This window comes from Dehalobacter sp. (genome assembly GCA_023667845.1).
GTDB lineage: Bacteria > Bacillota > Desulfitobacteriia > Desulfitobacteriales > Syntrophobotulaceae > Dehalobacter.
The window spans coordinates 40,870-65,967 of record JAMPIU010000199.1; the positions used below are offsets into that span (position 1 = coordinate 40,870).

At 39.5% G+C, this 25,098-nt stretch carries 22 protein-coding genes; 5 read left to right on the forward strand and 17 right to left on the reverse strand.

Features of this window, described 5'->3' with window-relative positions:
* Positions 1–5: 5 nt before the first annotated feature.
* Complete coding sequence (scmE, locus tag NC238_16155) at positions 6–1,106, reverse strand: SynChlorMet cassette radical SAM/SPASM protein ScmE (GenBank protein MCM1567441.1); 1,101 nt, start codon at positions 1,104–1,106, stop codon at positions 6–8.
* A 1-nt stretch (position 1,107) separates the two neighbouring features.
* On the reverse strand, positions 1,108–1,380 hold the full coding sequence (gene scmD, locus NC238_16160) for a SynChlorMet cassette protein ScmD (GenBank protein MCM1567442.1): 273 nt from the start codon (positions 1,378–1,380) through the stop codon (positions 1,108–1,110).
* Between the two features lie 296 nt (positions 1,381–1,676).
* Between scmD and NC238_16165 the strand changes: the two genes are divergently transcribed.
* Positions 1,677–3,596 (forward strand): ABC transporter ATP-binding protein/permease, encoded by a 1,920-nt coding sequence (locus tag NC238_16165; GenBank protein MCM1567443.1) that lies wholly within the window; start codon positions 1,677–1,679, stop codon positions 3,594–3,596.
* Positions 3,597–3,771: 175 nt separating this feature from the next.
* Positions 3,772–4,002 carry a hypothetical protein gene (locus tag NC238_16170; protein ID MCM1567444.1) on the forward strand — a complete coding sequence of 77 codons (231 nt, stop codon included), beginning with the start codon at positions 3,772–3,774 and terminating at the stop codon, positions 4,000–4,002.
* 49 nt (positions 4,003–4,051) lie between these two features.
* Here the strand turns inward: NC238_16170 and NC238_16175 are convergent, their stop codons facing one another.
* On the reverse strand, positions 4,052–5,290 hold the full coding sequence (locus NC238_16175) for a nucleotidyltransferase family protein (GenBank protein ID MCM1567445.1): 1,239 nt from the start codon (positions 5,288–5,290) through the stop codon (positions 4,052–4,054).
* Positions 5,291–5,534: 244 nt separating this feature from the next.
* Here NC238_16175 and NC238_16180 point away from each other — a divergent pair, with 244 nt between their 5' ends.
* On the forward strand, positions 5,535–7,289 hold the full coding sequence (locus tag NC238_16180; GenBank protein ID MCM1567446.1) for a hypothetical protein: 1,755 nt from the start codon (positions 5,535–5,537) through the stop codon (positions 7,287–7,289).
* 12 nt (positions 7,290–7,301) lie between these two features.
* Positions 7,302–8,351, forward strand: coding sequence for a glycosyltransferase family 4 protein (locus NC238_16185; GenBank protein MCM1567447.1), 1,050 nt, complete (start codon positions 7,302–7,304; stop codon positions 8,349–8,351).
* Here NC238_16185 and NC238_16190 read toward each other — a convergent pair.
* The 10 genes from NC238_16190 to NC238_16235 form a co-directional block, all read right to left on the reverse strand.
* Positions 8,346–9,449 (reverse strand): glycosyltransferase family 4 protein, encoded by a 1,104-nt coding sequence (locus tag NC238_16190; GenBank protein MCM1567448.1) that lies wholly within the window; start codon positions 9,447–9,449, stop codon positions 8,346–8,348. The two genes, NC238_16185 and NC238_16190, sit on opposite strands and share 6 nt — an antisense overlap.
* A gap of 381 nt (positions 9,450–9,830) precedes the next feature.
* On the reverse strand, positions 9,831–10,190 hold the full coding sequence (locus NC238_16195) for a hypothetical protein (GenBank protein MCM1567449.1): 360 nt from the start codon (positions 10,188–10,190) through the stop codon (positions 9,831–9,833).
* Between the two features lie 728 nt (positions 10,191–10,918).
* Positions 10,919–12,058 carry an acyltransferase gene (locus NC238_16200; GenBank protein ID MCM1567450.1) on the reverse strand — a complete coding sequence of 380 codons (1,140 nt, stop codon included), beginning with the start codon at positions 12,056–12,058 and terminating at the stop codon, positions 10,919–10,921.
* A gap of 14 nt (positions 12,059–12,072) precedes the next feature.
* On the reverse strand, positions 12,073–13,068 hold the full coding sequence (locus NC238_16205; protein MCM1567451.1) for a glycosyltransferase family 2 protein: 996 nt from the start codon (positions 13,066–13,068) through the stop codon (positions 12,073–12,075).
* Between the two features lie 42 nt (positions 13,069–13,110).
* Positions 13,111–14,088, reverse strand: coding sequence for a hypothetical protein (locus NC238_16210; GenBank protein MCM1567452.1), 978 nt, complete (start codon positions 14,086–14,088; stop codon positions 13,111–13,113).
* Positions 14,089–14,144: 56 nt separating this feature from the next.
* Positions 14,145–15,005 carry a polysaccharide pyruvyl transferase family protein gene (locus NC238_16215; protein MCM1567453.1) on the reverse strand — a complete coding sequence of 287 codons (861 nt, stop codon included), beginning with the start codon at positions 15,003–15,005 and terminating at the stop codon, positions 14,145–14,147.
* An 8-nt stretch (positions 15,006–15,013) separates the two neighbouring features.
* Positions 15,014–15,961 (reverse strand): glycosyltransferase family 2 protein, encoded by a 948-nt coding sequence (locus tag NC238_16220; GenBank protein MCM1567454.1) that lies wholly within the window; start codon positions 15,959–15,961, stop codon positions 15,014–15,016.
* 1 nt (position 15,962) lies between these two features.
* Positions 15,963–17,123, reverse strand: a complete 1,161-nt coding sequence (locus NC238_16225) for a polysaccharide pyruvyl transferase family protein (GenBank protein ID MCM1567455.1) — start codon at positions 17,121–17,123, stop codon at positions 15,963–15,965.
* 85 nt (positions 17,124–17,208) lie between these two features.
* The gene (locus NC238_16230) at positions 17,209–18,348 is read right to left on the reverse strand and encodes a Coenzyme F420 hydrogenase/dehydrogenase, beta subunit C-terminal domain (protein MCM1567456.1); all 1,140 of its coding nucleotides are present in this window, start codon (positions 18,346–18,348) and stop codon (positions 17,209–17,211) included.
* A 239-nt stretch (positions 18,349–18,587) separates the two neighbouring features.
* Entirely contained in the window at positions 18,588–20,147 is a 1,560-nt protein-coding gene (locus tag NC238_16235; protein MCM1567457.1) for an oligosaccharide flippase family protein, read from the reverse strand.
* Between the two features lie 325 nt (positions 20,148–20,472).
* On the opposite strand from NC238_16235, the gene NC238_16240 reads away from it, so the two are divergent.
* Complete coding sequence (locus tag NC238_16240) at positions 20,473–20,964, forward strand: hypothetical protein (GenBank protein ID MCM1567458.1); 492 nt, start codon at positions 20,473–20,475, stop codon at positions 20,962–20,964.
* Between the two features lie 61 nt (positions 20,965–21,025).
* Here NC238_16240 and NC238_16245 read toward each other — a convergent pair whose 3' ends face one another.
* Genes NC238_16245 through NC238_16260 form a run of 4 tightly spaced genes read right to left on the reverse strand, consistent with a single transcriptional unit; the run spans position 21,026 to position 25,077 of the window.
* On the reverse strand, positions 21,026–22,531 hold the full coding sequence (locus NC238_16245; GenBank protein ID MCM1567459.1) for an alkaline phosphatase family protein: 1,506 nt from the start codon (positions 22,529–22,531) through the stop codon (positions 21,026–21,028).
* Positions 22,521–23,207: a hypothetical protein gene (locus tag NC238_16250; GenBank protein MCM1567460.1), complete on the reverse strand. Its 687-nt coding sequence runs from the start codon at positions 23,205–23,207 to the stop codon at positions 22,521–22,523. The genes NC238_16245 and NC238_16250 overlap by 11 nt, the downstream gene beginning before the upstream one ends.
* Positions 23,204–24,196 carry a glycosyltransferase gene (locus NC238_16255; protein ID MCM1567461.1) on the reverse strand — a complete coding sequence of 331 codons (993 nt, stop codon included), beginning with the start codon at positions 24,194–24,196 and terminating at the stop codon, positions 23,204–23,206. The genes NC238_16250 and NC238_16255 overlap by 4 nt, the downstream gene beginning before the upstream one ends.
* A complete protein-coding gene (locus NC238_16260; protein ID MCM1567462.1) occupies positions 24,193–25,077 on the reverse strand; it encodes a glycosyltransferase in 885 nt (294 codons plus the stop codon). The genes NC238_16255 and NC238_16260 overlap by 4 nt, the downstream gene beginning before the upstream one ends.
* Between the last annotated feature and the right edge of the window lie 21 nt (positions 25,078–25,098).

The following is a 25,098-nucleotide window of genomic DNA, read 5'->3' on the forward strand; positions in this document are numbered from 1 at the left end:
TCTTTTTATGTAGGAAGCTTTCCACCCTGCTGCAGGAACAGTCGCAAGCAGGCATCCATGCTCGGACTGTACATGTCACCTTGCACCGAATACGATAGCGCAGGACAGTTGCCCGTGCAATATTTCATATATTTGCAGTCCCGGCAAAACTCAAAGTCACTCAGGGGAATCGAACGCCGGGCTCTCATTCGCTTAAGCTCGGGATGGTTTTGCCACACTTCTTTCAGATCATCTTTGTTAATCCTGCCCAGCTCGATGTGACTGAGATAAGAGCAAGGTATAAGGACACCATCCGATCTTACCGCGAGATCTTTGAATATACAGCCACAGCCAATCAGGTAGCCTCCGGAGTGACTGCAAGCGGTCCCTTCTTTACTTGCCTTAACCATTTCCCGCCACATTCTGACTTCGGCCAGAGGCCCGGCCTGGGCGACGACACGCCCGGGATATTCGTTACTTAGCTTGAGGAGCGTCTCCATCGCGATCGTGCGGTCCTGGACACTCAGCTGAATCTGGTTGTTTTCCTGGCACGTCCCCAGGTATGAAGCCGCATTTGTGGAGAAAGACGGTATTTTAATATCATCTAACAAAAACCGGGCGATTTTTTCCAGGTCATTGACATTATTTTTATTTACAGTTACTCTAACAGTAGCCGGCACATTATTATTTATCAGACTTTTTAAGCCTCTGACCGCCTTCTGGAAACTGCCCTTCCCACGGCAGGCATCGTGACCCGCCGCATCAAAGCTGTCGATGGACACCTGGACATAAGAGCAGCGGCCCGTTGAAGCCAGATATGCTGCCATGTCATCGGTAATTAAAGTGCCATTACTCAATATGGAATATCTCATCCGGTTCTGGACGATGCCATCGATAATATCTTTAATATCTTTTCTTACGAAGACTTCTCCGCCCGTGAGGGTAAGGTCCATTACTGCACATTTGTTCAACTCGCCGAAGAACTGGAGCCATTCCTCTTTCGGGAGATCTGCCGTCTCGCCCGGGCTGGAAAAATGAGAACAATACAGGCATCTCAGATTGCAATTGCTGGTAATCTCGATAGTCAACGAACGGGGCGTTTTCATTACCGGCGGAACAGGCGCCATACTATACCTCAGATCCGGCTAAACCCTTCTTTTTGAGGTCTTGAACGAAACTTTCCACTTCACCCCTTGCCTGTTCGGGCAAGTCGTTACAGTTTTTACGCAACTCGTTAATGATATCTTCTATCGAATGCTTTCCATCCAGAAGTTTCCAGACGAAAACGCCCACTGGATTAATACCAAAAACCTGTCCGCTCCGGGGGTCATAAAGCAATGCCCAGTCGTCGAACTCTTCTCTCAGTACCACCGCAGGGTTTATGATCGGTTTCTCTAACATTTTATCAGATACCCCCTGCTATATTAAAGCTTAAAGTATAAATAGGTTATATTTGGTTATTAATTTGGATATTAATTGATATTTATACAACTTAAAGGCCAACTTATTAATAAATAATAAATATATAGTAAATTTTAATTTGTAATTATATTTTTAAAATTAGAGTTAAAATTTAAGTAGCAAGTTTATTAATTACTTAGAATAAATGAACGATAAACTTGAATATAAATCGTTACCTATTATTAACGCTGGCAATTCATTATCACATCCTATGCCTGACCATATCGAGGCTCCCTATGAGTAAAAAAAACTTTAAGCGATTATTCATCGATACCATCAAACCGATCAATCATTACTTTGATCTGGTGAAGGAATCCCTTAAACGTCCGGAGCCGAAAGAAAATAAGTTCAGAGCAAGGGACATTACCTTTTTCCTTCAGTTTTTCAAGCCAGTCTGGAAGATCGCGATCTTGAGCTTTGCTATGGCCATCCTGCTTTCTCTGATCAGGTCCGTCGTGCCCTTATGCTCAAAAATTTTTATCGACTTTGTCATTTTAAAGCAAGCCTATAACCAGGTATATTCAATACTATCCTTCGCGGGGATGCAGTCGTTTACCCCCACGGTGGTCAATATACTGCAGACGGTCGAATACGTCATCCTTATCATGATCGCCGTCGGCATCATTTACGCTTTTTTTGAGGCAATCAGGAATTATATAACGATGCGATACGAGCAACAGCTCACGTACAACCTGCAGCTCGGGCTGTTCGATCACGTCCTGAGGTTTCCTCTCTCGTACCTGAAAAGCAAGCAGACGGGCTACCTGGTATCGCGGATATCCAGCGACGTATACGTCCTGCAATACCTGATGTCCAGTATGATCACTGGAACGATCTCAAACTTTTTCTTCATGCTCTTCAGCGTCCTGATCCTGATGGCCCTCAACGTCAATATCGCCATTATCGTCGCCTGTACAGTCCCCGCTTATCTCGTCGTCAACTATTTCTTTTCCGGCCGGATCCGGGCGATCGGCTACATCGAGCAGGAGTCCTACGCCCAGGTCGGGAAGGACATGCAGGAGATCCTCTCCGGGGTCGAAGTGGTCAAGTCCCATACCACGGAAGACCGGGAAGTCGAGAAGGTCTCTAACAGGCTGAAGACCCTGATGAACACCCGTATCAAGTCCATGATAGTCTCGTCGGCCTCGCGATCGATGACCCGGGCCATCCAGTACGGCGTGCTGATCATCGTGCTATGGTTCGGGGCCCACGAGGTCGAGCGGGGCAACATGACGGTCGGAGACTATGTCGCCTTCCTCTCATACATGTTGATGCTGTCGGGCTCAGTCAGCAACCTTTTCAACACCTACCTGATGATGCAGCCCGTGCTGTCGTCGCTCGACCGCCTGATGGAGCTGTTCAAGACGGATCCCGAGTACGAAAGGGACGAGCAAAAGCGGAAAGGGCTCAAGCCCGAGAAGCTGGCCGGGGATATCAGATATCGCGACGTCACGTTCTCCTACGAGGTCAACAAGCCGGTGCTGAGCAACGTCAGCTTTGACATAAAATCCGGGGAGGCCGTCGCACTGGTCGGCCTGAGCGGAGCCGGAAAGACTACACTGGTCAATTTGCTGCTCAAGTTCTACACGCCGCAAAACGGCGCCATCTACCTGGACAGTAGCGACCTGAAGGACCTCAACACGACCTGGCTCCGGAAACAGATCGGCATCGTGTCGCAGGACATCTTCCTCTTCGACGACACGATCGAGAACAATATAAAATATGGCAGGCCTACCGCCCGCAAGGAAGAGGTGATCGAAGCCGCGAAGATCGCCCATATCCACGACGAGATCATGCAGCTCCCAGGCGGGTACGGCACCGTGGTCGGCGAGCGGGGCATCAAGCTCTCCACCGGCCAGCGGCAGCGCGTCTCGATCGCCCGGGCCTTCCTGAAAAACCCGCCGCTGCTCATCCTGGACGAGCCCACGTCCGCCCTCGACGTCGAGACGGAGAAACACCTGAAAGAATCGCTGAAGACGTTGATCAAGGGCACGACGACGATCATCATCTCGCACCATATGATGCTCACCGATATCGCGGACAAGATACTGGTGATCAGCGAAGGCGGGATCGCCTATATGGGCACCCATGAAGAGCTTAAAAAGAAAGAAGGACTGTATCAACGATTGATCGCAACACCTGAAGAATCGGGCTGAAAATGTATTCCGAATACATTTTCAAGTGGTCGCCGAGGAAAAAGAATACAATTGATTAGCGTATATAACATTACAAATCGGGCTAACGCTCATCGAATCATCCTGAAGTCGTGGTCGTGATGTATTGGGAAGACGTAATCTATTATGGAGGCCAACACTTTATTTTTGGGGGCTTGTGTTCCTTGCTGGCGGGCTATGCGGTGTGGCGGTTGATCTCGACCACCTCATCCCGTACGAATACCGGATCAGGCTCTACTGGCACTACTCCATCCGCACGATCGACTTTCTGGTTTTTAAATCGGGACGCCCTCTTCATCCTGTTATGCTCATTATATGCCTCGGTATTCTTGCACTTGCTGGAGGATGGATTATTGGGATGGTTTTAAGAAAAAGGCTAAAAAAATGATGATTTGAAAATTTACTAATAAATTTGTATATTATTGATTTTAGTTGTTTTATTTATGCGTTAACCAGTAAACCCAGTGCCGGAAATACGAAACGAGAAGTGGCCATCGTTTTAATTCGGGATATCGTTTTCTCATGAACTCTGAAGAAGGAAATGCATGCTTTAACATACGGCTAACGATGCTGCCATTTTTCCCGTCTCCGGATAATGCTAACCGGAATCCGCTTATCGGATTGCGCGTCTTCTGATAGGCGTAAAAATGAGTCTCCCTCTTCAAAGCCTTCGGCCACCTGGAGAAATCGTCGACATCTTCAGGTATCCGCAGATCGGTCCAGAGCCTGGCCATCTGAATTGACTTTTCCAGCGCGACCCTCGACAGGTTTTCCACGCTGAGCTTTTTTGCTAACTCCCAATCACGAGGCGACTCGAGGTGCTCGCAGAGCAGGGCAATGTCAAGAATCCATATAAGCCGGAGCCCTTTATCGTGCTGGTATATCAGATGCGAAGCGGCGAAGCATAGCGCATCGGCCGGGTGCATCGTCTTAAACGAGACGTCGGCCATTTTAACCGTGATGGCCCGTTCAAAGACCGGTTTCATGTCCGCCTGCTCGTTCATCATGCTGAACGGCTGATAGTTCCAGTGGAGCTCGATACAGGGCCCGCTGCGGGAATCGCCCGGGATGAACGCTTCCTGGTTGATCCTTTTTTCTTCCAGCGAGCAGGCAATCGTCTCCGAATACAAGTAGCCAAGGCCCTTTAATACCTCGCAGGACCGGGGCACGTCTTCCGGATAGACCAGCAGGTCAATATCACTATATGGCCTCACGCCAGGATTGTTGTATAAATATACGGCGAATGCAGGACCTTTTAGCAATAGTACATCGATGCCCTCCTTCTTAAAAGCCGACATGACGTTTTTCACGACCTTTTCGACCACGACCGATTTACTAGCGGTCTGGAGGTAATTTCTCCTCATACTACCCATAGCTTCAGGCGGAGGGAGCATCAAGGGAGTCGGCCGGGCTGTCAGCTGCTTATAGAAATACGGCAAAATCCCGTGAATATCGAGGAAATATAGCAGGTCCTTCCATTCATCGGCCGAGAGCGTCGGGAGCTTTACCGGCTCTTTTCTCAAGACCGAAAGAATAAACAGCAGCTTGTCACCGGTGATATCGACAGTATCGCTTGAAACGGCGCACAGCACATTATCGGCATGCAAAACATTTACATCATCAATTAACCTCAAATCCGAGGGATCGTGGTAATTGGAATTAACGGAGATTTCCATTTTGCATGCCACCCGGGCGCACTGAGTTACCGGAATAATCAGATTGCGCTACATCTATTTGTAATTAGTTATTGATATATTTTCATTGTTCTGTTTCCATTGTATAATATTATCAATTAGCCAATTGCCATTACAGGTGTCATTTATTTCTGCTTAATTACTATAGCTAATAACGTTAAATACTATAAACGATTTATATAAGGAAGCTATAAATAGCATCGCTAGCGACCTTCGGGATGAATTTATGGAAAATAAAAATGCTCAGCCGCTGTCGAAAGTGAAAATCGCGACAATAATAGCGTATTTGGCTATCATCCTGGCATTGGTTTTCCTTTACACTAACTCGCCTGTGACTGGCTACGAGTTATCGATCTATAGTTCTATCCCTTTATTCTGGGGGTCAATTTTTGTTGCTATATCAATAGCTACTATGTTATTAGTATACCAAGTTTATAAAAAGGATTATACCAATTTTTTTTATATATTATTTATCTTATTGTTATCTTTCTTTGTAATTTTAACACTACCTATCTCTAGAGAATATTTTTTATATGGAAGTAGCGATCTGATGGGCCATTATAATAGGATAATAGATATATTAAATTCAGGAAGCATTGGAGATAATTACTATCCAATAGTACATATCCTTGGGGCAGTAATATTATTATTTTGTAAGAGCGACAATCCCTCGATCGTTGTTCAAATTATACCACCAATATTTTCTATAATTTATGTTCTGTTTTCTTATTATCTAGCAAAAGTTGTTTTTAAGAAAGAGGATTACTCAGTAATGGCTGCAGTATTAAGTCTAATTCCCTTATATTCATATTATCATGTTGTATTGTATCCTCATGCAATAGCAATTTTATTGCTTCCATTAATATTCTACCTATATTTTAATTCAAAAAGTCCTAATTATAAAATTTTACTTACTATTATGTTAGTTTTACAGGCGTTTGTTCATGTCATTCCAACCTTGATAATTTTCGGATGTTTATGTGGTGCGGAAATAATAAAAATTATCATTAATAGAATCAAACCTAGCATAAAATTTAATATATCATTCAATTCTGCAGCAATATCTTTGATTGTTTTTTTTATATGGTGGTCTTCCTACTCTGTCTTTGGTGAGATGAGCAAAGCATATATTTGGCTTGTCGGAGAATCGGAAGCTATTCCCCGGGCCCATGAGGTTGCGAATGCAGTCAATCTTGGCCAGCAAAATTTTATTGAATTATTTTTAAAAATGTATGGGAACCAATTCGTATTAACGATTATCACACTTATATCAATTGCAGTAATGGTCGCATATTACCGTAAAAGAAAAGAAGACATTAGCTACGGCTTAGTTCTTTCGGCAATCCTGTTAATAAGCGCTTTAATATATATATTATATTTTTTAACTTCAGGAAAGGCTACGATAGGTAGGTTTTTTGGTGCCAATTATGGTGTTTGGGCTATGCCCGTAATTTCAACTTTTATATTCACAATAAAAGATAGAAATAAAATTAAATTATCTATTGTATCTATTGTTATTATTATTATATTGTTATTAAGTATGATGAATATTTATAGATCTGATTGGATCTACCAACCCAACTGGCATGTCACTAAACATGATATTTTTGCTAAAAATTGGCAAAGTATGCATAAATCTGGTTCTATTGTGGTAGGAATCATCGCTTCACCTTGGGGTAGAGTAATAACCCCATTAGATATACAATATGGTCCATATATACCTCCACACTTTGGTTATGATACAAATCACCAATTAGGGGATTTTTTATATGAAGACAGTTTAATCTATTATGGAGAAACAAGACAAAAATTGGTTAACAAAAACCAAATATTAAATAGTTCAACTTTGAATAATAATTGGGCTTTGCCAGGCTTTTATAATGAGGATTATATTAAGCTGGGAAATGATAGAAGTGTAAACTTCATATATACAAATGGTGAAGTTAGAATGTTACTTGTCAAGTCTATGAAAGAATCTTAAGGTGTCACGATTATGAAAATTGGATTTCTTGTAGACACGCTTTCAATAGAAAAAGGCACGGGAATTGCTAGGTACTCTAACAATTTAATCAGTAGGTTACAGAAATCTGGATTCGATGTTGATTGTATTTTTCCTAATCGTCCTGAAGATCCTGTAGCGGGTATGTTTGGCCATACGGTTAAGCTTCCATATAAAATATTTATAAACAGGTCTCACTATGATATCTTTCACGCCAATTCTCCGATCACTGGTATAGGATTGCCATTAACAAATAAACCAAAAATTATTACATATCATGATTTAGCATCAATTTTATACCAACCTGAAGCTAAACAACATGTAAGAACCCTAGCACCATATTTTTATAAAATAGGAAAATATTGTGATACAGTAATTAGCAACTCAACTCAAACAAAAGAAGAGCTGGTAAGATATTTAAATTTCCCTCAAGATAAAATCGTTGTAATTAACCTTGGAGTCGATGATAAATTTTTCCCAATTCAAAAAAATCAAAAAAATCATAAAAATGATTTTATTATAGGATATGTCGGTGCTATATCTCCAAGGAAGAGGGTAGATTATTTAATAAAAGTATTGAAAATATTTAAAAAACGTTATGAAAAATTAAATATAAGATTAGTGATTTGCGGAAAAAAAACATCATATCATGAACAGATAATTAAAATGGCGCGTGATTTAGATGTTATAAAATTTATAGAATTTAGGAGTTTTGTACCTGACGATTGTCTAAATGAGACATATAATTCGTTTGATGTCCTAATTATTCCAAGCGAATGGGAGGGATTTGGTATTCCAATCCTCGAAGCACAAAAATGTGGCATTCCAACAATAATAAGAGAAAATGTCCATATTCCTGCAGAGGTATCAGAATGTTGCCTAAAATGTAAAGATGAAAAAGAGATTGCAAATCAAGTTTACGAACTATTAACTGATAATGAAAAATATCATAACATTTCGAAAATGGGTATTGAATATAGTAATCGGTTCACTTGGGATAAAATGGTGAATGAAACAATAGACGTCTATAATAAAATTTTATAATATTTCTTTATAATATTCTATAACCTTGTCAGCCATCGTATTCATGGTATATCGTTCATATACCCAAGAGATACCTTTTTTCCCCATTTCTTCACGAATATTGGGATATATTAATAAATGAACAACTGCATTTGCAAAAGTTACTGGATCATTAGCAGGCACTAATAAACCAGTTTCATTATTTTTTACTACTTCAGGTATAGCACCTACATTAGTAGAAACAACAGGCAAGCCGAGAGACATTGCCTCTGCTAGTACTATGCCGAAACTTTCTCGTCGTGATGGCAACACAAAGAGATCCGAATCCAAATATTCATGTATTAAACTATCTCCTCGCTTAATACCCAAAAATTTTATGTGCTCCCGTAAATTTAACCTATCGATTAGCGGATAGTATAAATCAGGCTTACCTGGCCCTATCACTCTCAGTTCAACATTTAACTCCTTGGTAATAAGAGAAAGTGCATTTATTAGTATATCAAGGCCTTTTTGTTGATTTTTATCTCCATAACGTCCTACAAAAAGTAGCTTGTATTTGTTACTGAAAGAATAATCACTCTTTTTGGAATGGCTAAGATATAAATCGTCTACACCCGTATAGGTGACTTTTATCTTATGATCTGGGATTCCATAATTTTTACACATAGATTTTTTTGAATATTGAGAAAGAGAAAAAACCTGATTTGAGAATCTAGAGAGGATTATGTTAAATAACTCAACTGATGACCTTGGGGGGACATATGTTTCAGGAGAATGTATACTTAAAACGATTTTCAAACGGGGCTTTTTTATTTTTTTTATGATTAATCCGATTAATATCCCTTGTAGTTCATTCGCACTGTGTATATGGATAATATTATATTCATCTAAGTTAGTTTTTAAAAAAGCTTTCAACTGCTTGTATGTTATAGAATTACTATTAATTACATTGTATGGTTTCAATAAATTATCATATTCTGAGTCAATTGCCAGATAGTCTACATATATCCCCTGGTTGCGAAGTGATTTAAATAGGTTATAAGCAATTAATTGACCTCCACCAATAGCTATATGGGTTGGACCAAATCCGCCAATCATTAATATTTTAGATTTATCCATAATGCAGTAGTAGAATCATGCAGGATTCCTATATAGCGTTTAGCATGATTGAATAATATATATTGCAATGAATAATTATATTTTATTTTAGTTATTTATAATTTTGTTGGTAAACACTATTAAATAATTATTAAATCTTCGTTGCTGTGTTGATTATCGGCTGTTGCTTGGTTCTTTATAGCTTATGAGCCGGTTGTAGAAGTGCAGTTTCATGATGAGTTCGCGAAGCATTCCCTGCGAGCTTGTTGCTCTCAAAAATTCTCCGAAGATTCGTTTGAAAGATGAGAAAAAGCCTTCTACCGCCCACCTGATATCATATTAGTCTTTTTGCCCCTTTTTTAAAGCTGTTTCGGCGTATTGCTTTTGCATCTCGTTTTCTTGTCAAAGGTTGATCAGTGTCAGGCTTGGCGTTAATCCTCGGCCGTATCTTATGTATGATCCCCTTTTTTCCGAGTAGTTATAGTTTGACTTACTATCAAAACTACGATCACTAAGAGCCTTTTTAATGCGGCCAGGGCCGATCCTCGTGTCGATCTCTTTTAACAATGGTATGAACAGTTCACTGCCATGCGCATGCTCGTCGGTGATCTGGAAGGATAAGGTCTGTTGTCTTTTCATCGATGGTAACGTGGAGCTTGATCCAACAATGCCTCTTACTGCCATGTCAATCCTGGCTACATTCGCCACAATTAGAGACTTTGAATTAGCTTCCCCCATCTGCCAAAACAACCTTTTAATCATGACTTCCTGTCGAAGCTCAGGCTTTGATACGTATGAACAACGTTATACTCAGACACTTTGATGTTGCTGGCCTATAATGCTGTTTAAGGTTGCCCTGTATCTGTCTGTAAGGCATGCCCAGGACTAAGTGCTGCATCGACGCCCAGTAGACAAGCTCGTCCAAAAATTGGAAAGCCCCCGGTATTTTCCAACGTTCATATGGTCAATACTCGTCTTCAATATATCGAAGATACTATGTCAAGTAAAAACGCTCCCCGTTCGACAAGCTTCTGGTTACCCGCTTCAATCCTGGTTATCAACATACATTTTACCCCCCACCATTCAGATATCATCAAAAAACATCATTCGCATTTAAATATCTCAATTTTGTTTACAAACATCCGCACTACAAGCCATTATAAAATTCAGCACAGCATTGATCAATTAAAGCCTTGTATGTTCTAATTCGAGCGTAAGTTTTCCATTACATCCAGTGATTACCATATTGTTGAATCGATTATAATGTATGACTCGGCGTTTATTATTATAAATAATGATTTGTTTTTTTTAAAAATCAAATATTTCATGTGAAAAAAAATTAACATGTGGAGCAATTAATAATACAGTTATTTGCAAGATATCTATTCATTAAATACGTTTTAAGTAACCATTTTCAATACAATTATTACAAGACCTTATAATATTTTACTTAATGAACTAAGCTAGCTCTATTGTCTATATTGGCAATGCTATATATTATCACGGTTACTCGACGTGTCATTGTAGACTTTATGCTTTGAAAACAATTTTATTGAATCATCCATTTTTTGAAGGAAATAACCAATAATAAAAGCCAATGGTAATGCAATTACTAACATTAGTAAATCGGAATAATACCCATTAATCCCAAGTTTATTTAAGCTAACGATGAAGAATTCCCACCATACTATATGAAAAAGATAAGTGGAATAAGCGCCATAGGAAACTTGGTTAAATATTTGTATTTTTTTAGATTTTAATGCCGGTACTATTTGTTTTACAGACCAATAGGCAATTAAACAGATAGATACTAAGAATATATAATTAATTAATATGAATAATAATCCATTCAATACATTAACAATAGTTATTGTATGAACTGTTTCAGGAGTGCCACCGTTGAAAAATTTGAACATAATTAATAAGGACAAAAATAAAGATATTGATATAATTGGGATATATTTTTCATATCTACTATCGTAAAAGAGACTTATTTTTCTTACAATAATCCCTGTCATAAATATACCAAAGAATTCATACATTAAATTAAAATCTGCCCGGAAAATTGCATAAAGTATCATCATTAAAAATATTATAATAATGGTTAATATAACCAATATTTTAGTATTTTTTGATATATATAATATAATAGGGTACATTATATAAAATATAAGGATGACACTGATAAACCACATAATTGGCAAACCGGGCCTGAGTATCCCTTGTAGACCTAATAAATTAATAATAATGGTAGTAAAACTAAAGTTAGAATCGGGGGATATCCAGTAAAAATACTTGAGGTATCCAAAAACTATGACATAAGATAAAATAGCAAGCCAATATAGAGGGAAAATTCTGATAACTCTCTTTCTATAAAATTTAATAATATCACTAATGCCATCAAATTTAGAATTATTATGATACAGAACATAGCCAGATACAAAGAAAAATAATCCAAGACCAACGGTTCTTAGATAGGGCTCAAAATTGAAAATAAAATAATAAATAAAACTATTTTTATCTATAAGATAGTTGTATAGATGATGAAATAATATTATAACGATCGCGATCGCTCTTAATACATCAATCTCATGCAACCATATTTTTTGTTTCGATGATAAATCCGCCAATTTAGCACTTCTAATTAGTTGCCTATTATTCTATGTGAAAACGTACTTATATTAAATTTTTGTTCATCTATAAAGCAGAACATTGGATATGGCAGCAGTGATAGTAAATACCATTTAATTTTTAACTTTAAATTTGTTTTTGTTTTACAATTTTTTAAAATTATTCGGGCATCCCGCCCATTTCCATATTGAACATTCCTCGTTGCCCTCAAGATTTCTTTTTTAAAAATATATTCACTCAGGTGTTTGGCGAACTCTGGCGAAACAGATCCTGAGCCTAAGGCAGTTCGGGCTGTTATCACAAAAGGTTCTTCACGATCAATAACAGGCCTCATTTCACATAAACGATTCGTAGACTCTCGATGATAGATAGCACCCACTTTCCAACTGAAGGCAACTGGGTACTTCAACGCAATTTTTCCCCAGAGATCATGATCTTCTCCAAACGAGTATCCTCTGGGAAACCCCCCCGCTTCAAAAAATATTTTTTTAGGGACACCAACGGCTGAAGTAGAAATTGGAGTTGCCCCATACACAGAGGATTCGAAATAATTGGGGATAAGCCCTTCCCATGGTGGGCCGGGGATGCGCTGGTAATCATTCATTTTCATTTTTCCGTCAGGCATTGACATCATCAGAACCGTCGAGTATAAACCGGCCTCAGGAAATTTCTCCCGTAATGTACAAATCGTTCCAAGATGTATGGGTGTCCATTCGTCATCGGCATCAAGAAATGTTATTAACTCGGTTATAGCTTCATTAACGCCTCTGTTCCTCGCAGCTGATACACCCTGATTATCTTGCCTAACCAAACGTATGCGAGGGTCGTCAAACTCCTCGACAATTTTGACACCATTATCGGTCGAGCCATCATCCACAATTATTACTTCAAAATCCTGGAAAGACTGGGCTAAGACCGAGTCCAGTGTACGTTTGATATACGCGCCTTTGTTATATAGCGGAATAATAACAGAGACTTGTGGCATAATACCTGCTTCATTATATGTCAATTCGAGAAAATAATCATCGCTACATATTTAATTACTATGCATTCAGGCTGGCTCTAACTTAACGTTATCTACTAATCCAATATTCCAGAGGTTGTTACGACTCATGGCACTATACCATATTTTATATTTATCATCGACTTTAACAAACGAGGATTTGTATATTTTACCATTATCCCATCCGGATATTGATGGACTTAGTAATGGATCGGAAGAAGCGAGTGCCCAATTTAGCCCATCATTAGAGGATAGGAAAAACAGTTCATAAAGATCCTGCGGGGTGTTAGCGGTCATTAACATTTGATAGATGCCATCGATCTTTTTTATTTCCGAATGCCAGAGACGATAGCCTTCGATATAACATGTTACAGTACCATCTTCTATCCAGTGAATGGCATCATCAGATGTGAAATGTAACATTTTCCCGGTTTTCATGTCATGTCCCCAACATTCCCATGTAAACTCATTAAAGTGGAATGATGGTGATCGAATCCAGGGCAAATCAGTTAATATGGGCGTAGTCCAGGAATCCGGATGAGTCGATGTAATAAAATATATTCTATTAATTAAAGTACGTGAAAATCTACGTGATGGCCGATCATTATATCGATAAAATAGGTATAAAGTTGAGCCAGCAAATGCAATATTAGGGTCCGAATGAAAACCGACAGAAGGTTGGGGTACTATAGGGTCTGGCTGGTCCGCCCATTGATACCATTCAACACCGTCATCGGACCCTCGTAATGAAGGATTCTCGAAGTGATCATCGCCGTCTGGAAAGGGCGTATAAACCATAATATAACGATAGTCGTTCCAGAGGCTATCCACGCATATAACGCAAGGGTGTATGCATTGTCCACTACCGTCATAGGTCGAAATGTTGAGGTGATTAAAGGCATTGGACAGGCTGCCAGTTCTTTGTGTAATCGTTTGATCGACTGAAGCCATTTTATTGTTTTTATTTATATGACCCCGTTTAAGGTCGTTGATTTGCGATAGAATATTCTTTAAATAGCCTGACATTTTATCGAATCCAGATAATTCTAATCATTACACTAAAGACAATATAATCTATCCCTTTATTTTCCATTATGAAATGGGCAAGACTCCAGAAGCATGTCCAGGTCAATATCAATCTTATAGTTATGGAACGAGTTAAGGATTGTATCGATTGTAGTTTTATTTTTTATCAATAAAGGTTCTTCATCAGTTCTTCCTACAGATGCAAAATAATCCCAGAATTTAAAGTCATTGCCTCCTACACCTTCGGATAGTTTTATCCAAGTCGACGGAATTCCATAAGCATCAGCAGCGATTACCCCATGTAAAGAACTAGATGCAATATATTTACAACTACAAATCTGGTCAACAACATTGTTTATTGAACTCTCGATATCTATTATTTTTATCTCTGGATAGTTAACAGCATCGTTGATAAAATTGTTTCTTTTATCAACGTAGTGAGGTATGATCCCTAGTTTATGGGTGGATTTTATTTCTGGATTGTAGAATTTTGGGTACAGTAATGCCGGGTCACCATAAACCTCAGGGCAATTAATACCCTGATTTAATAAAAGACTGCGGGTTAAAGGACCTCTGACAGCGTTAATCTTTTTTGGCGTTGCCGAAAGCTTGCTTGATTCGGAAATAAAGCCTGGTCCCCATACAATAGTGTTTTTTATTAATCGGTTAGATGCGCCGATAATATCTAATATACTACCAATTACAGCATAAACTGGTCGTTGACGCAAATTAAAAGAACTTTCATTCATCAATATTGGCTCTTTTCCTGACAATAGCCGGATAATTATTGGATTAAGCGCATCGCCCCAGTTTTTATTACTTTCCCACCAGAAAGCACAGATAGTATTGGAATCATCACTAAATGTAGCCTTTATACTATTAATTATTTGACTCCTGACATACCGGGTTTGAACCATGATTTAACCTATTTTAGGAATCTGTTCTTTTGCTTTTGTAAGAATAATAGCCATGGATACGGTAATTTAGCTAGTATTAACCATTGCATCTTTAGTCGGTAAAATCGTTTTGTTTTACATTGGCGTAATATTGCCTCTGCAGTTTTACCATTTCCAGAAAGCACGTTTCTTATAGCTCTCCTGATTTCTCTTCCATAAATATACTCATTGAGGGGCTCGATGAATTCTGGTGAAACCTCACCTCTGTTCAAAGCACTACGGGCAGTCTTAACAAATGGCTCTTCGTAGTCTATCGGGCACCCTCTATAAGAAATATTATTTATAGCGTCCAGATGGTATATAGCCCCTAACTGCCAGCTAAAGGCAACTGGATGTTTTAACGCAATTCTCCCGAATAAATCAAGGTCTTCCGCCCACCAGTATCCCTGAGGAAACCCTCCGGCTTCAACAATCACTCTTTTAGGCATGCATACGCTAGAACAATTTACTGGGGTATATCCAATAGTTGATGATCTAAAATAGTTCGGGATTATCCCTTCCCAGGGTGGTTCGGGCATACATCTATATTTATTCAAATGTAGCTTACCATCGGATGTTAATATTCTAAAGGCTGTTGAATACATGCCTGCTTCAGGATGTTTTTCTCTTAGTCTCTGAATAGTTTCTAAATGAATAGGCGTCCACTCATCATCGGCATCTAGAAATGCAATAAACTCAGTAGCTGCTTCGTGGACTCCTTTATTTCTAGCCGCTGAGACTCCCTGATTCTCTTGCGCAATCAAACGTATCCGGGGATCACCGAATCTCCTGACAACCTCTACACCATTATCGGTTGAACCATCATCCACAACCACCACTTCAAAGTCCTGAAATGATTGGGTGAGTACTGAGTTAATTGCTCGTGCAATATAGGAACCTTTGTTATAGAGCGGGATAACGACAGAGAGAGCCGGCACCTTAACACTCCCCAATAATTTGTTTCAGCATCATTCCGGCGTTCATTGCTTTTCTCTGAACCATCGGGATCCGTTCCTCAAGTTCTTTTTTAATTGATGTATGCTGGTTCAGCATTGAAGTAACCAAGCTATATATTCCATTAACATTTATGTCTTTAGGATCTAGACAATAGTCAGCATGGTTAAAAATATCTCTATTAATTCCTTGAGCTTTAATGCTATAGGCAAAACTCAAAGTGGGAACACACGATGATAAAGCAGCTATAGTTGAGTGAGTCCTGGCACCGGCAAAGATCGTCATCCTGCTAATAATCCATTTAGTCTCGGCCGCATTAAATATTGGTGGGATTAATACAATATTCTTATTTTCATGAATTAGGGATAAAACCTTTTTCATAAAGATGTAGTCATTATTGTTTGTCCCTGTTTCAGTTACGTGTGGAATCAAATAAACAGGGATTTCGGTTTTTAATGCTATAGTTTGTATAATTTGTGATGAAAGTTTAATCCATTGCTCTTGATCTCCAGAAGTGATGTATTTTGCCATGAGTGGACTAAGATTAATGCCGATTGCGTCTTTATTCATAGGAACTAAATCATCGATGCCATTGGGCTTTACCGGATCTAAAAGGAACGCAGGATCTGCAGAACTGTGAATATTTTTTTTGACACCAATATTATTGAGATAACTAATAGTGATCGATTCTCTTGCAAAGATTCCCGTTACTTTTCGTAAATGGTCACTCATATACTGCTCGTAACGAGGCATCGCTGTGAATGGACCAACCGATACCCCCCACAGGATAATTGGTTTACTTCGCTTATTGACAAAATCATCGAGGTCCGTGAAACGTTTTGGAACTCCATAATCAAGGGAATAATTATCTCCACCAATTGAAAGAACAGCATTTGAATCTGATAAATAAGGTAACATATCGTGATATCCCCACGAGGTAGGGATTCCGCTATATAAACGATGCAAAATTCCTGACCAAATCATTGGATTCCAAATATTTTTTATTGCTATTCTTTTGTCTAACCTATGATAAGCTATGTGAGTAATTGCATCATCTGTCTCCCATAAGCACTGTTCATTAAATTGCTGTTCGGATATGAAATGACTAAGACAGATAAATTTTGGGTTTTTAAAATGTCCCCGCAAAGTTTTTACTGTACCGCGGACTATTGCCTCACAGCCCCTGTTCTCATATGGACCATTTCCAGCAAGAATGAATAAAGGATTTTTTTCAATTATAGCGTGACCCCCCAGTTTTTTTCCTGATCATTCGAAGGATTAGAGCGATATTTCTTGAGATACATTCACAATTTTTTTTCTGTCTCAAATATGGTTGTAATCCTTCAGTGAATTGTTCCATGCTAGTATCTGCTGTATTCCACAGATTTCTGCTCAAGACTTGCATTCGCTCCATCAAAGCAATTTCTCGTCGTAGCAATGGATTTTTTAATTTTACTGGTACCACACGTTTTCGTAGAGTTTTCCTTTTCAACCGTCGATCTTGGTAAAGCCTATGTGCCAAAAATCGACGTTTATTTTCAATGACACTTCTCTGACTCTGTATTATCTTTTCAATAGGGATAGAATTTAAGGATATACTATGTGAGCCAACGCCAGTATTTATCAGATTCGCTATTAAGGGTGAACGTACTAATACAAGACTCGTCCCTTTACTATCATGAGAATATTCCATTAGCCATGCATCCATACAAACAATATCTGCACATTCAGCAAACACATCATCACAATAATTACATGCTTTAGGCGTAAACCAACGATTTAACCATACATTCGATACACCGTCTTTCCAAAAAATTTTTTTCTCCTCGTAATTATCATCAGTGAAAGTAAAATTAAAATTACTTGCAGGTTGATCTGGGCTTTTTTCTCTATAGCGCACAGACATTATTTTACCATTAACACCAGCTAGGGTAGCTATGTAATCTGTAAAATACTTATTTTTCATTTGTCCACAGACTAGACCAATTGTTATTATTATTCGTTCATTCAATTTTTTATTTTTTAATTGTGCAAGTCTGATAGCTTTAACAAAGCATGGTAGACCAACAATTGCATACTTTCCTGGCGTACTTAGTACAAATCTAATAACGTCCGACATCTCAACTGGATAGTAGACTGACCCTGCACCCATACGGGGTTTTTCTGGAGTATTAATAATTGAAAATGTGAAGAGCTTTTCTGGATCATCGTTTGGAGTAACACAAATCGCAAAATCTATGATTTTTTCTTCGAGTAATTTCTCTAAAAGCCAAGTTACTATCCCACCAGATGAACCTATTGAGCGGTGAATGTCGTCTGCATATCCTGCATAGGTAGATAGATAGTATCCAGTTTCATCACAGTGCAACATCTCTGGAACTGATCCATAGAAATTTTTTCCAATAATACTCTCGTCAAAATCCGAATCGATGAATGGGCAGACTTTTAGACATATTCCACATTCTCTGTTACAGGGATCGGTCTCTACCGGTGTGTACTCGCCATTAGGATTCCACTTCATCACGATGTTTTTTGTGGGACAAAGGGCCGCACATATACCGCACCCAATACAGAGTTCCTTTTTTACAACCTCTGTGATGACCGTAGACTTTATATGATTACCCTCCTGAGACGCTCTGGCACATAGGTACTAAATAGTCCACGCTCAAACATAGATAAGCTAAATTTCCATATAAAAATCAAGTATACAATCCCCAAGATACTCCCTATTAATAATAGTGCCATAAAAGAGGTAATTGGGACAAAGATACCAATTAAGTAACATAACATAGCTAGAACAATGGTAACAATTATTCCAGGTAAAACTGGTTCTATAAAGGTTAATGCATTAATACCCATTACCTTAGAAGCATACCATGGCGTAAAAATGGCGTTTTTCAGTGTGAGTACGATCGCTCCTGCAGCGGCTACTCCATAGAAGCCCCATCCAGCAACAAGAGGAAGCGAAATCGCAAGAACAACATTTAGACCTCCCATCAAGAATGTCACCATCCCTGGTAACCGGATTTTATTATAAGCAACGTTAATTGAGAAAAGAGGGATTACAGCAAGATTAATTGTAAGGTGTAATGTCATAAGAATAACTAGAGGAGCAAGGGAGACATACTGACTTCCTACCCATACCGTCAGGATTTGAGGGGCAAACCCACACAAGAGCCCGATTGGAAAAGCTATTAAAAGCCCAACTAATTTTACAGCGCTTTTCATCATTTTAATTAGTGAATTAACCTGACCTTTAGCGTAATAAGTAAAGGTCATTGGGGTAAGCACCCCTGAAATTGTATTAACTACACTTCGTAAGAGTACTGCTACCTGGAGAGCAACTGCATATTGTCCAGTAGGTGTAGCTCCAAATAACAAATTCACAACTACAAGATCAATCTGTAGGAATAGAACAGTACCAATGTTATTTACCAACGACCACCAACTCATAGTACTGAGGTCCTTTAGTCGAGACTTATCAATTGAATGAATTGAAATTTTAAGGTGAGGACACACTCTCTTTGATAAAATCAAGGCCACAAATGAAGCAGAAATTGCACCAACCATTATCGCTATTCCTACAAAAGCAAGGCTAGGGCCATAAAGTTTGAACAATAGAATGATTAACCCTGTCTGTACAAGGATGCTTATAATATTGACGATGTTTTGATAGTCAAGCCGGTTATAAGCAAATAGTTGTACTGTAAAATTACCATACCATGAGCGAATCATGAATGCTGCAAAAACGCCAAGAAAGAGCAGAATGGCATCGTTCTCCTGTCCGACGGGGATGTTAAAGATTCTTGGGATAAAATAAGAAATTATTATCGTCACCGGTGTCATTAAAAGAATGACAGCAGAAAGCCCAAATACCGCAGTGTTAAATGTTCGGTTTGCCGCTACGTAATCTTCCTTATGGAGATCCACCGTTAGGTATCGGGAGACAGCAGAGTTTATTGATCCGATAACATAACCAACATAGCCCGTAATTGACGTAGCAAGAGGAATAATACCATAAGCAGCAATGCCTAGAGTTGAGATAAAATAAGGCACAAGGAGTATTCCAATAATCATATTAATAATAAAATAAGCTGCATTTGCTATGAAATTTTTAGGAAATTGAGCAATGAATGCCTTATTTGTCTCGGATTCAGCATAAGATGGCATTACTTACCCTCAAAAGGTGTTATTATAATTCCACTACCCCTTACTATGTTTTTGATATAGACGTCACGCTATATTTTAATTGTGTTGAACTATGGTTATATGAGTTTAGTCTAGTTATGGGTATATTTATCTTTGCTAAGTTCAATTTATATTAAAAATAATAAATCTAATTCTTATTATAACAATAATATGTGAAAGCTATGCCTATATATCTATTTTATAAAAGTACAAGAGGAAATATTTTAAATAATTAAGGTTTAATCTGCTGTGATAGTTCATGTTTGAGAATCTTCGAGTAGATTTACCTCGGTACCATAGAGGTCTATTGGAACAAGGAATATGGCCCGTCATTGTGTTTAGATATGGTATGTGGATATACGATAATATAAAATTCAAACCGCTAAGAAATTTATTATTATTATCATATTATATAATAAGGGTTCCTGTAGAAATTGCTACTGGTGTACAAATTGGACTTGGAGCAAGAATCGGTCCAGGGATATGTGTTCACCACTGTGGAGATGTTATTATTGGACACCGTTGTGTTATTGGAAAATATTTTACTATTAACAATGGTGTGACCTTAATATCTAAGGGCCCCAAAGATAAATGGAGTTTTCCTACGATTGGCGATCGTGTATATGTGGCATCTGGTGCTAAAATTATGGGCGGTGTTAAAATAGGAAATAACGTTGTAATAGGCGCTAATGCTGTAGTAGTCAAGGATACACCATCTAATGTAATAGTTGGAGGTATACCTGCTCAAGTCATAGGTTCGTCTGAGTCATGGACAAATGTTTTTGGGCCTAAAAATTAAATATAAAATAACTTGCGAGATAGTACAATATATAAAAGTGAAATGATTAAAAATATTACTATTATTGTAAAAAGATAGAACCATTGCGGTTAGATTGTATTAGATTTCCATCAAGTATATCTAATATTGTAGGCGCCGTATCAACAATGCTTAGTTCTTTCTTCACAATATCCTTTTTAATATTACGCATTAACAAAACGGCATCTTCTCCATGACCGCCTGAAGCGACCTTATGGTCATAGGATTTACCGTAAAGTTGTGAATGAACATCCCAGCCAACTCCGTAATCCTTTCTCATCTCAAAGACGATGTCCGGGTAAATGATATCTGTATAAGTTCCCGGGAGCTCATCCCTGCGTTTTATCCATTCGATTAATGGCAACCCATCGGCAGTCTTGATATCTAAAAGTGATTTCATGACCTCGCTTACTATACGATCATATTCTTGACTGGAGAGCGAAGATCGGTTGATCTCAATTCCGCCATGGGGGTATGACTTAATGCCTGCGAAGTGTGACGCATAAGCAATACTTTTACTTTTGTCGATGGAACCAGCCGAGGAGTAAATCGACTTGCTGGCTTTCGTGGCGCTTTTACTTTTCACGACCAGCTTGATCAGCAGTGGTTCAATGTTCAGCGTGGTGGCAACATCGAGGAGAACGCCCTTGATTACGTTTATCACCCTTTTATCGTTGCCTTTTGTTGTCAGGTAATTGTTCTGCCTCAAATATTCATTAATATTAAAGGTTTTAACAGGTCTGGATCTATGACCGTGATCGCTCAGTACGATCATTTGCATTTCCGGATCGATCGCAATAAATTCGCCGATAGTATAGTCGAGATATTTGTAATAATCAAGTATAACGGGCCTAAGCCCATCTTTATTACCAAACATGGGGTCCTTTTCGTCGAAGTACCTCCATAGCCTGTGCTGAATAATATCTAACAATGAAAAGTAAATGAAGAACAGGTCCCACTTTTCGTTCTTGTACAGTTTGAGCCCGACTTGTTTCTCCACATCCAGGGCCGATTTCCCGAGCTCCGCCCACTTCACCAGGTTCTTTTCGCCTGGGAAGCCGCCCCACAAGCTGGCGAATTTGTCTGGTATTGAGTACTGGTCCTTTAAACTCTTAGGGTATGTGTCGACATCAATTTCCGTCGAGAGCCAGTCCACCCTCCTGTCAAAGGGAGATTTGCTGACCATGAATCCATTGATCTCCCAGGGGGGATAGATGAATGTTGGATAAACTACTCCGCATCTGTAGCCCGCCTGCCCTGCATAGTCCCAGAAGGTCTTACCCTTAATCATCGTGGTCTTGACCTTATTCAGGTCGCTGAGATGCGGGTCGAAGACGTCGTAGACGTAGAAAATGCCATGGTTTTCCGGGTTTAAGCCCGTGTAGATGCTGGCCCATGCCGGGATCGTGTCCACGGGAAAGATGGATTTTGACTTGAGCGTGGGACTGCCTTTCATCAACATGTCGAAGACAGGCAGCTGGTCCCGGTACTGCATTAGAACGTAAGGGTCCAGGGAATCGATGCCTATGATGGCCAGCTTATTCTTCATGAGCACCTTCTAATAAAGCTAAGGCTTTATTTAAAATGTCTCGCTTGACAATTTCCAGCTCCCGGGTGTTATCGATCCTGATCGCTTTTCCGGGGTTCAACGAGTCAATAATCTTGTACAGATCCTGGTAGTTCGAATAAGTCGCCCTGGCCGCATCTATCGATAGAATCTCATGTCTCTTCCGCTCAAATGTAACTTCCGGGGGGACATCGATTAATAAGATAATATCAGGCTTGGGCAGCAGGAAATGATAAATCCGGAATAAAACGTCTCTTCGACGCGCAGACATATTGAACTCTTTGTATAAGGAAAAGATGACATCGTACATATACCGGTCCAGGATCTGTACCCTGCTTTTTGTCGTCATCCGGGGCAGCCATAGTTTAGTGATGCCGAATAAGAGATAATCGAAAAGGACGATTCGCTGGTAGATACTCCATTTTATGGTTTTGGTAACCGACTTCTTCTTATCGCCGGCTTTTTGCTCGTAGGCGGGGCCGGCCTTGCTGTGCCGGGGGCGGATAAGCTTTCTGATGAATGTATTTTCACCTTCCAGCCACCAGGTGTAGGTAACGTTATATTGCCTGCTCTTTAGCTCATCACGCAAGTAGCCGGATAGCGTACTTTTTCCGGACCCGTCGATGCCAAAAAAGCATATTAGCCGTGTTTTACTCACTTCGACACCCGTCTACCATTGAGTAGTTCTTCATATATCATAACCATTTTTTTGGTGATTTCTTCAGATGAGTAACTAGCTATGAGGTCTCTCGTTCTAACATTAACACCGTTGTTTTTAATAGCATCAATAAACCGGTAGTAGTCCTCATCGCCATTTACGAAGAAGAGGCCGTCCCGTTGAGCGAACATTTCCGGTAATGATCCGAATTTTGTCGTGATAACCGGTAGATTACAGGCCATCGCTTCTAGAACCGATAAAGGCGTTTCAATGCATGCTGTTTTTTCAACTGTAGGGAACAGGTAGCAGTCCGATAGTGAGTATATCTCTTCGATATTTGAGAAATGTTTAATCCATACCTGACATCCCGATTGATTGAGGCTATTGATGATTCCCTCGTCTGAATGGTCGTTCTCTCTCCCAATGATGAGACAAATGTTGCCCGGGTCTTTTTGCAGGTCCTTAAAGATGCCCAGGTTTCGTCCCTCTTTGATAGACGCAAGGTGTAGTATGACGAATTTGTCTGCCGGGAGCCCATATTTTATTCGCAGCTCTCTTTTCTTTTGATCGTCGACAGGCTGAAATTTGTTTATGTCAACACCGTTTGTCAGGAAGCCGGTTTTATATCCGAACGATTGAAATAGTCTTTCACTATCCTTTGATTGCACCAGGACCATTCCGGGCCTGGCGAATTTATAAATTGCCCGTTGAGGGACTGCGGGTTGAACGGCAGAAATGATTGTTTTAGACCCGGGAGAGAGCAAAGACATCAGTTTGGCGGTGATAATTCCTTTACCGGTCGGCGATAGGACAAAGTGAATGATATCCGGCCTTTTAAGAAATATCTCTTTTAACGTACTGAACGAAGACATGTTTAAAGTAGAGACATCGAGAGATGTCTTTTCAAGTTCTCTGGCGAGCGATTTTCCGACATTTCTCACGCCTTCGTCACGCGTGTCAGCAAAATGCCCGATGAGACATACCTTCAACGTTCAATCCCTCGTGTTTGTTGTTTTGAAGAGCTCATACCGGCAATTAAACCGCTAACTTTACCAAAAAATACTGCGGCTAAAATAAACGGTATATATAACAAATGTATTAACGCCATTCTTCTTATGAGTGTTAGCATGTATTTTATAAGGTGAGGAATAAAGTAGGAAAAAATACTTTTGCCGTAAGGGTTGAAAGTTGTATTGACAATATTAGCTTCTGCAGCCCCTTTTGAATAGATGAAATATTGCTTATACACCCCTTTGAGATTCGATCTGGGCCTCCAATAGACAACAGCGTCAGGGATGAAAACGTCTTTGTAGCTTTTTTCTCTAAACTTCGTCACGAACAGATTATCTTCGCCCGAGTAAAGCCATTCGGGAAAGCCCCCGACCGTTTCCCAACATTTTTTCTTGAAAGCCATCGATTTGACCGACGGAGCCATTTTCTCATGATCAACGTTTTCCAGGCGAGGAAAGAGTAGATCGCCCACCACCTCCTCGAATTTGGACCGGGGGCCGGGCAAATAGAATCCGACAGAATAGTCGACTGTCGGGTCTTTTTCGAATGGCTCGATAAGCTTTTTAAGCCATTTCTTATCGGCAATACATCCTCCATCAATTGAAGCTATTATGTCATACTTAGCGTTTTGTATGGCGATGTTCCGCCCCTGAGAAATGTTCACACCACCCTTTGTGATCAAGCGAATCGAGGGATTTTTTTTAGCGTATGATTCAATGATACGGGTCGTGTCGTCGCTGGATCCGCCATCGACTATTACGATCTCATCAGGAGCGCGTTCGCCTCCGAGGAGCGTATCAATTAGCGCTGATATAGATTTTGCCTCATTTCTGACAGTGCAAATAACTGATACGTTCACGATAAAGCCACCACTATTAAT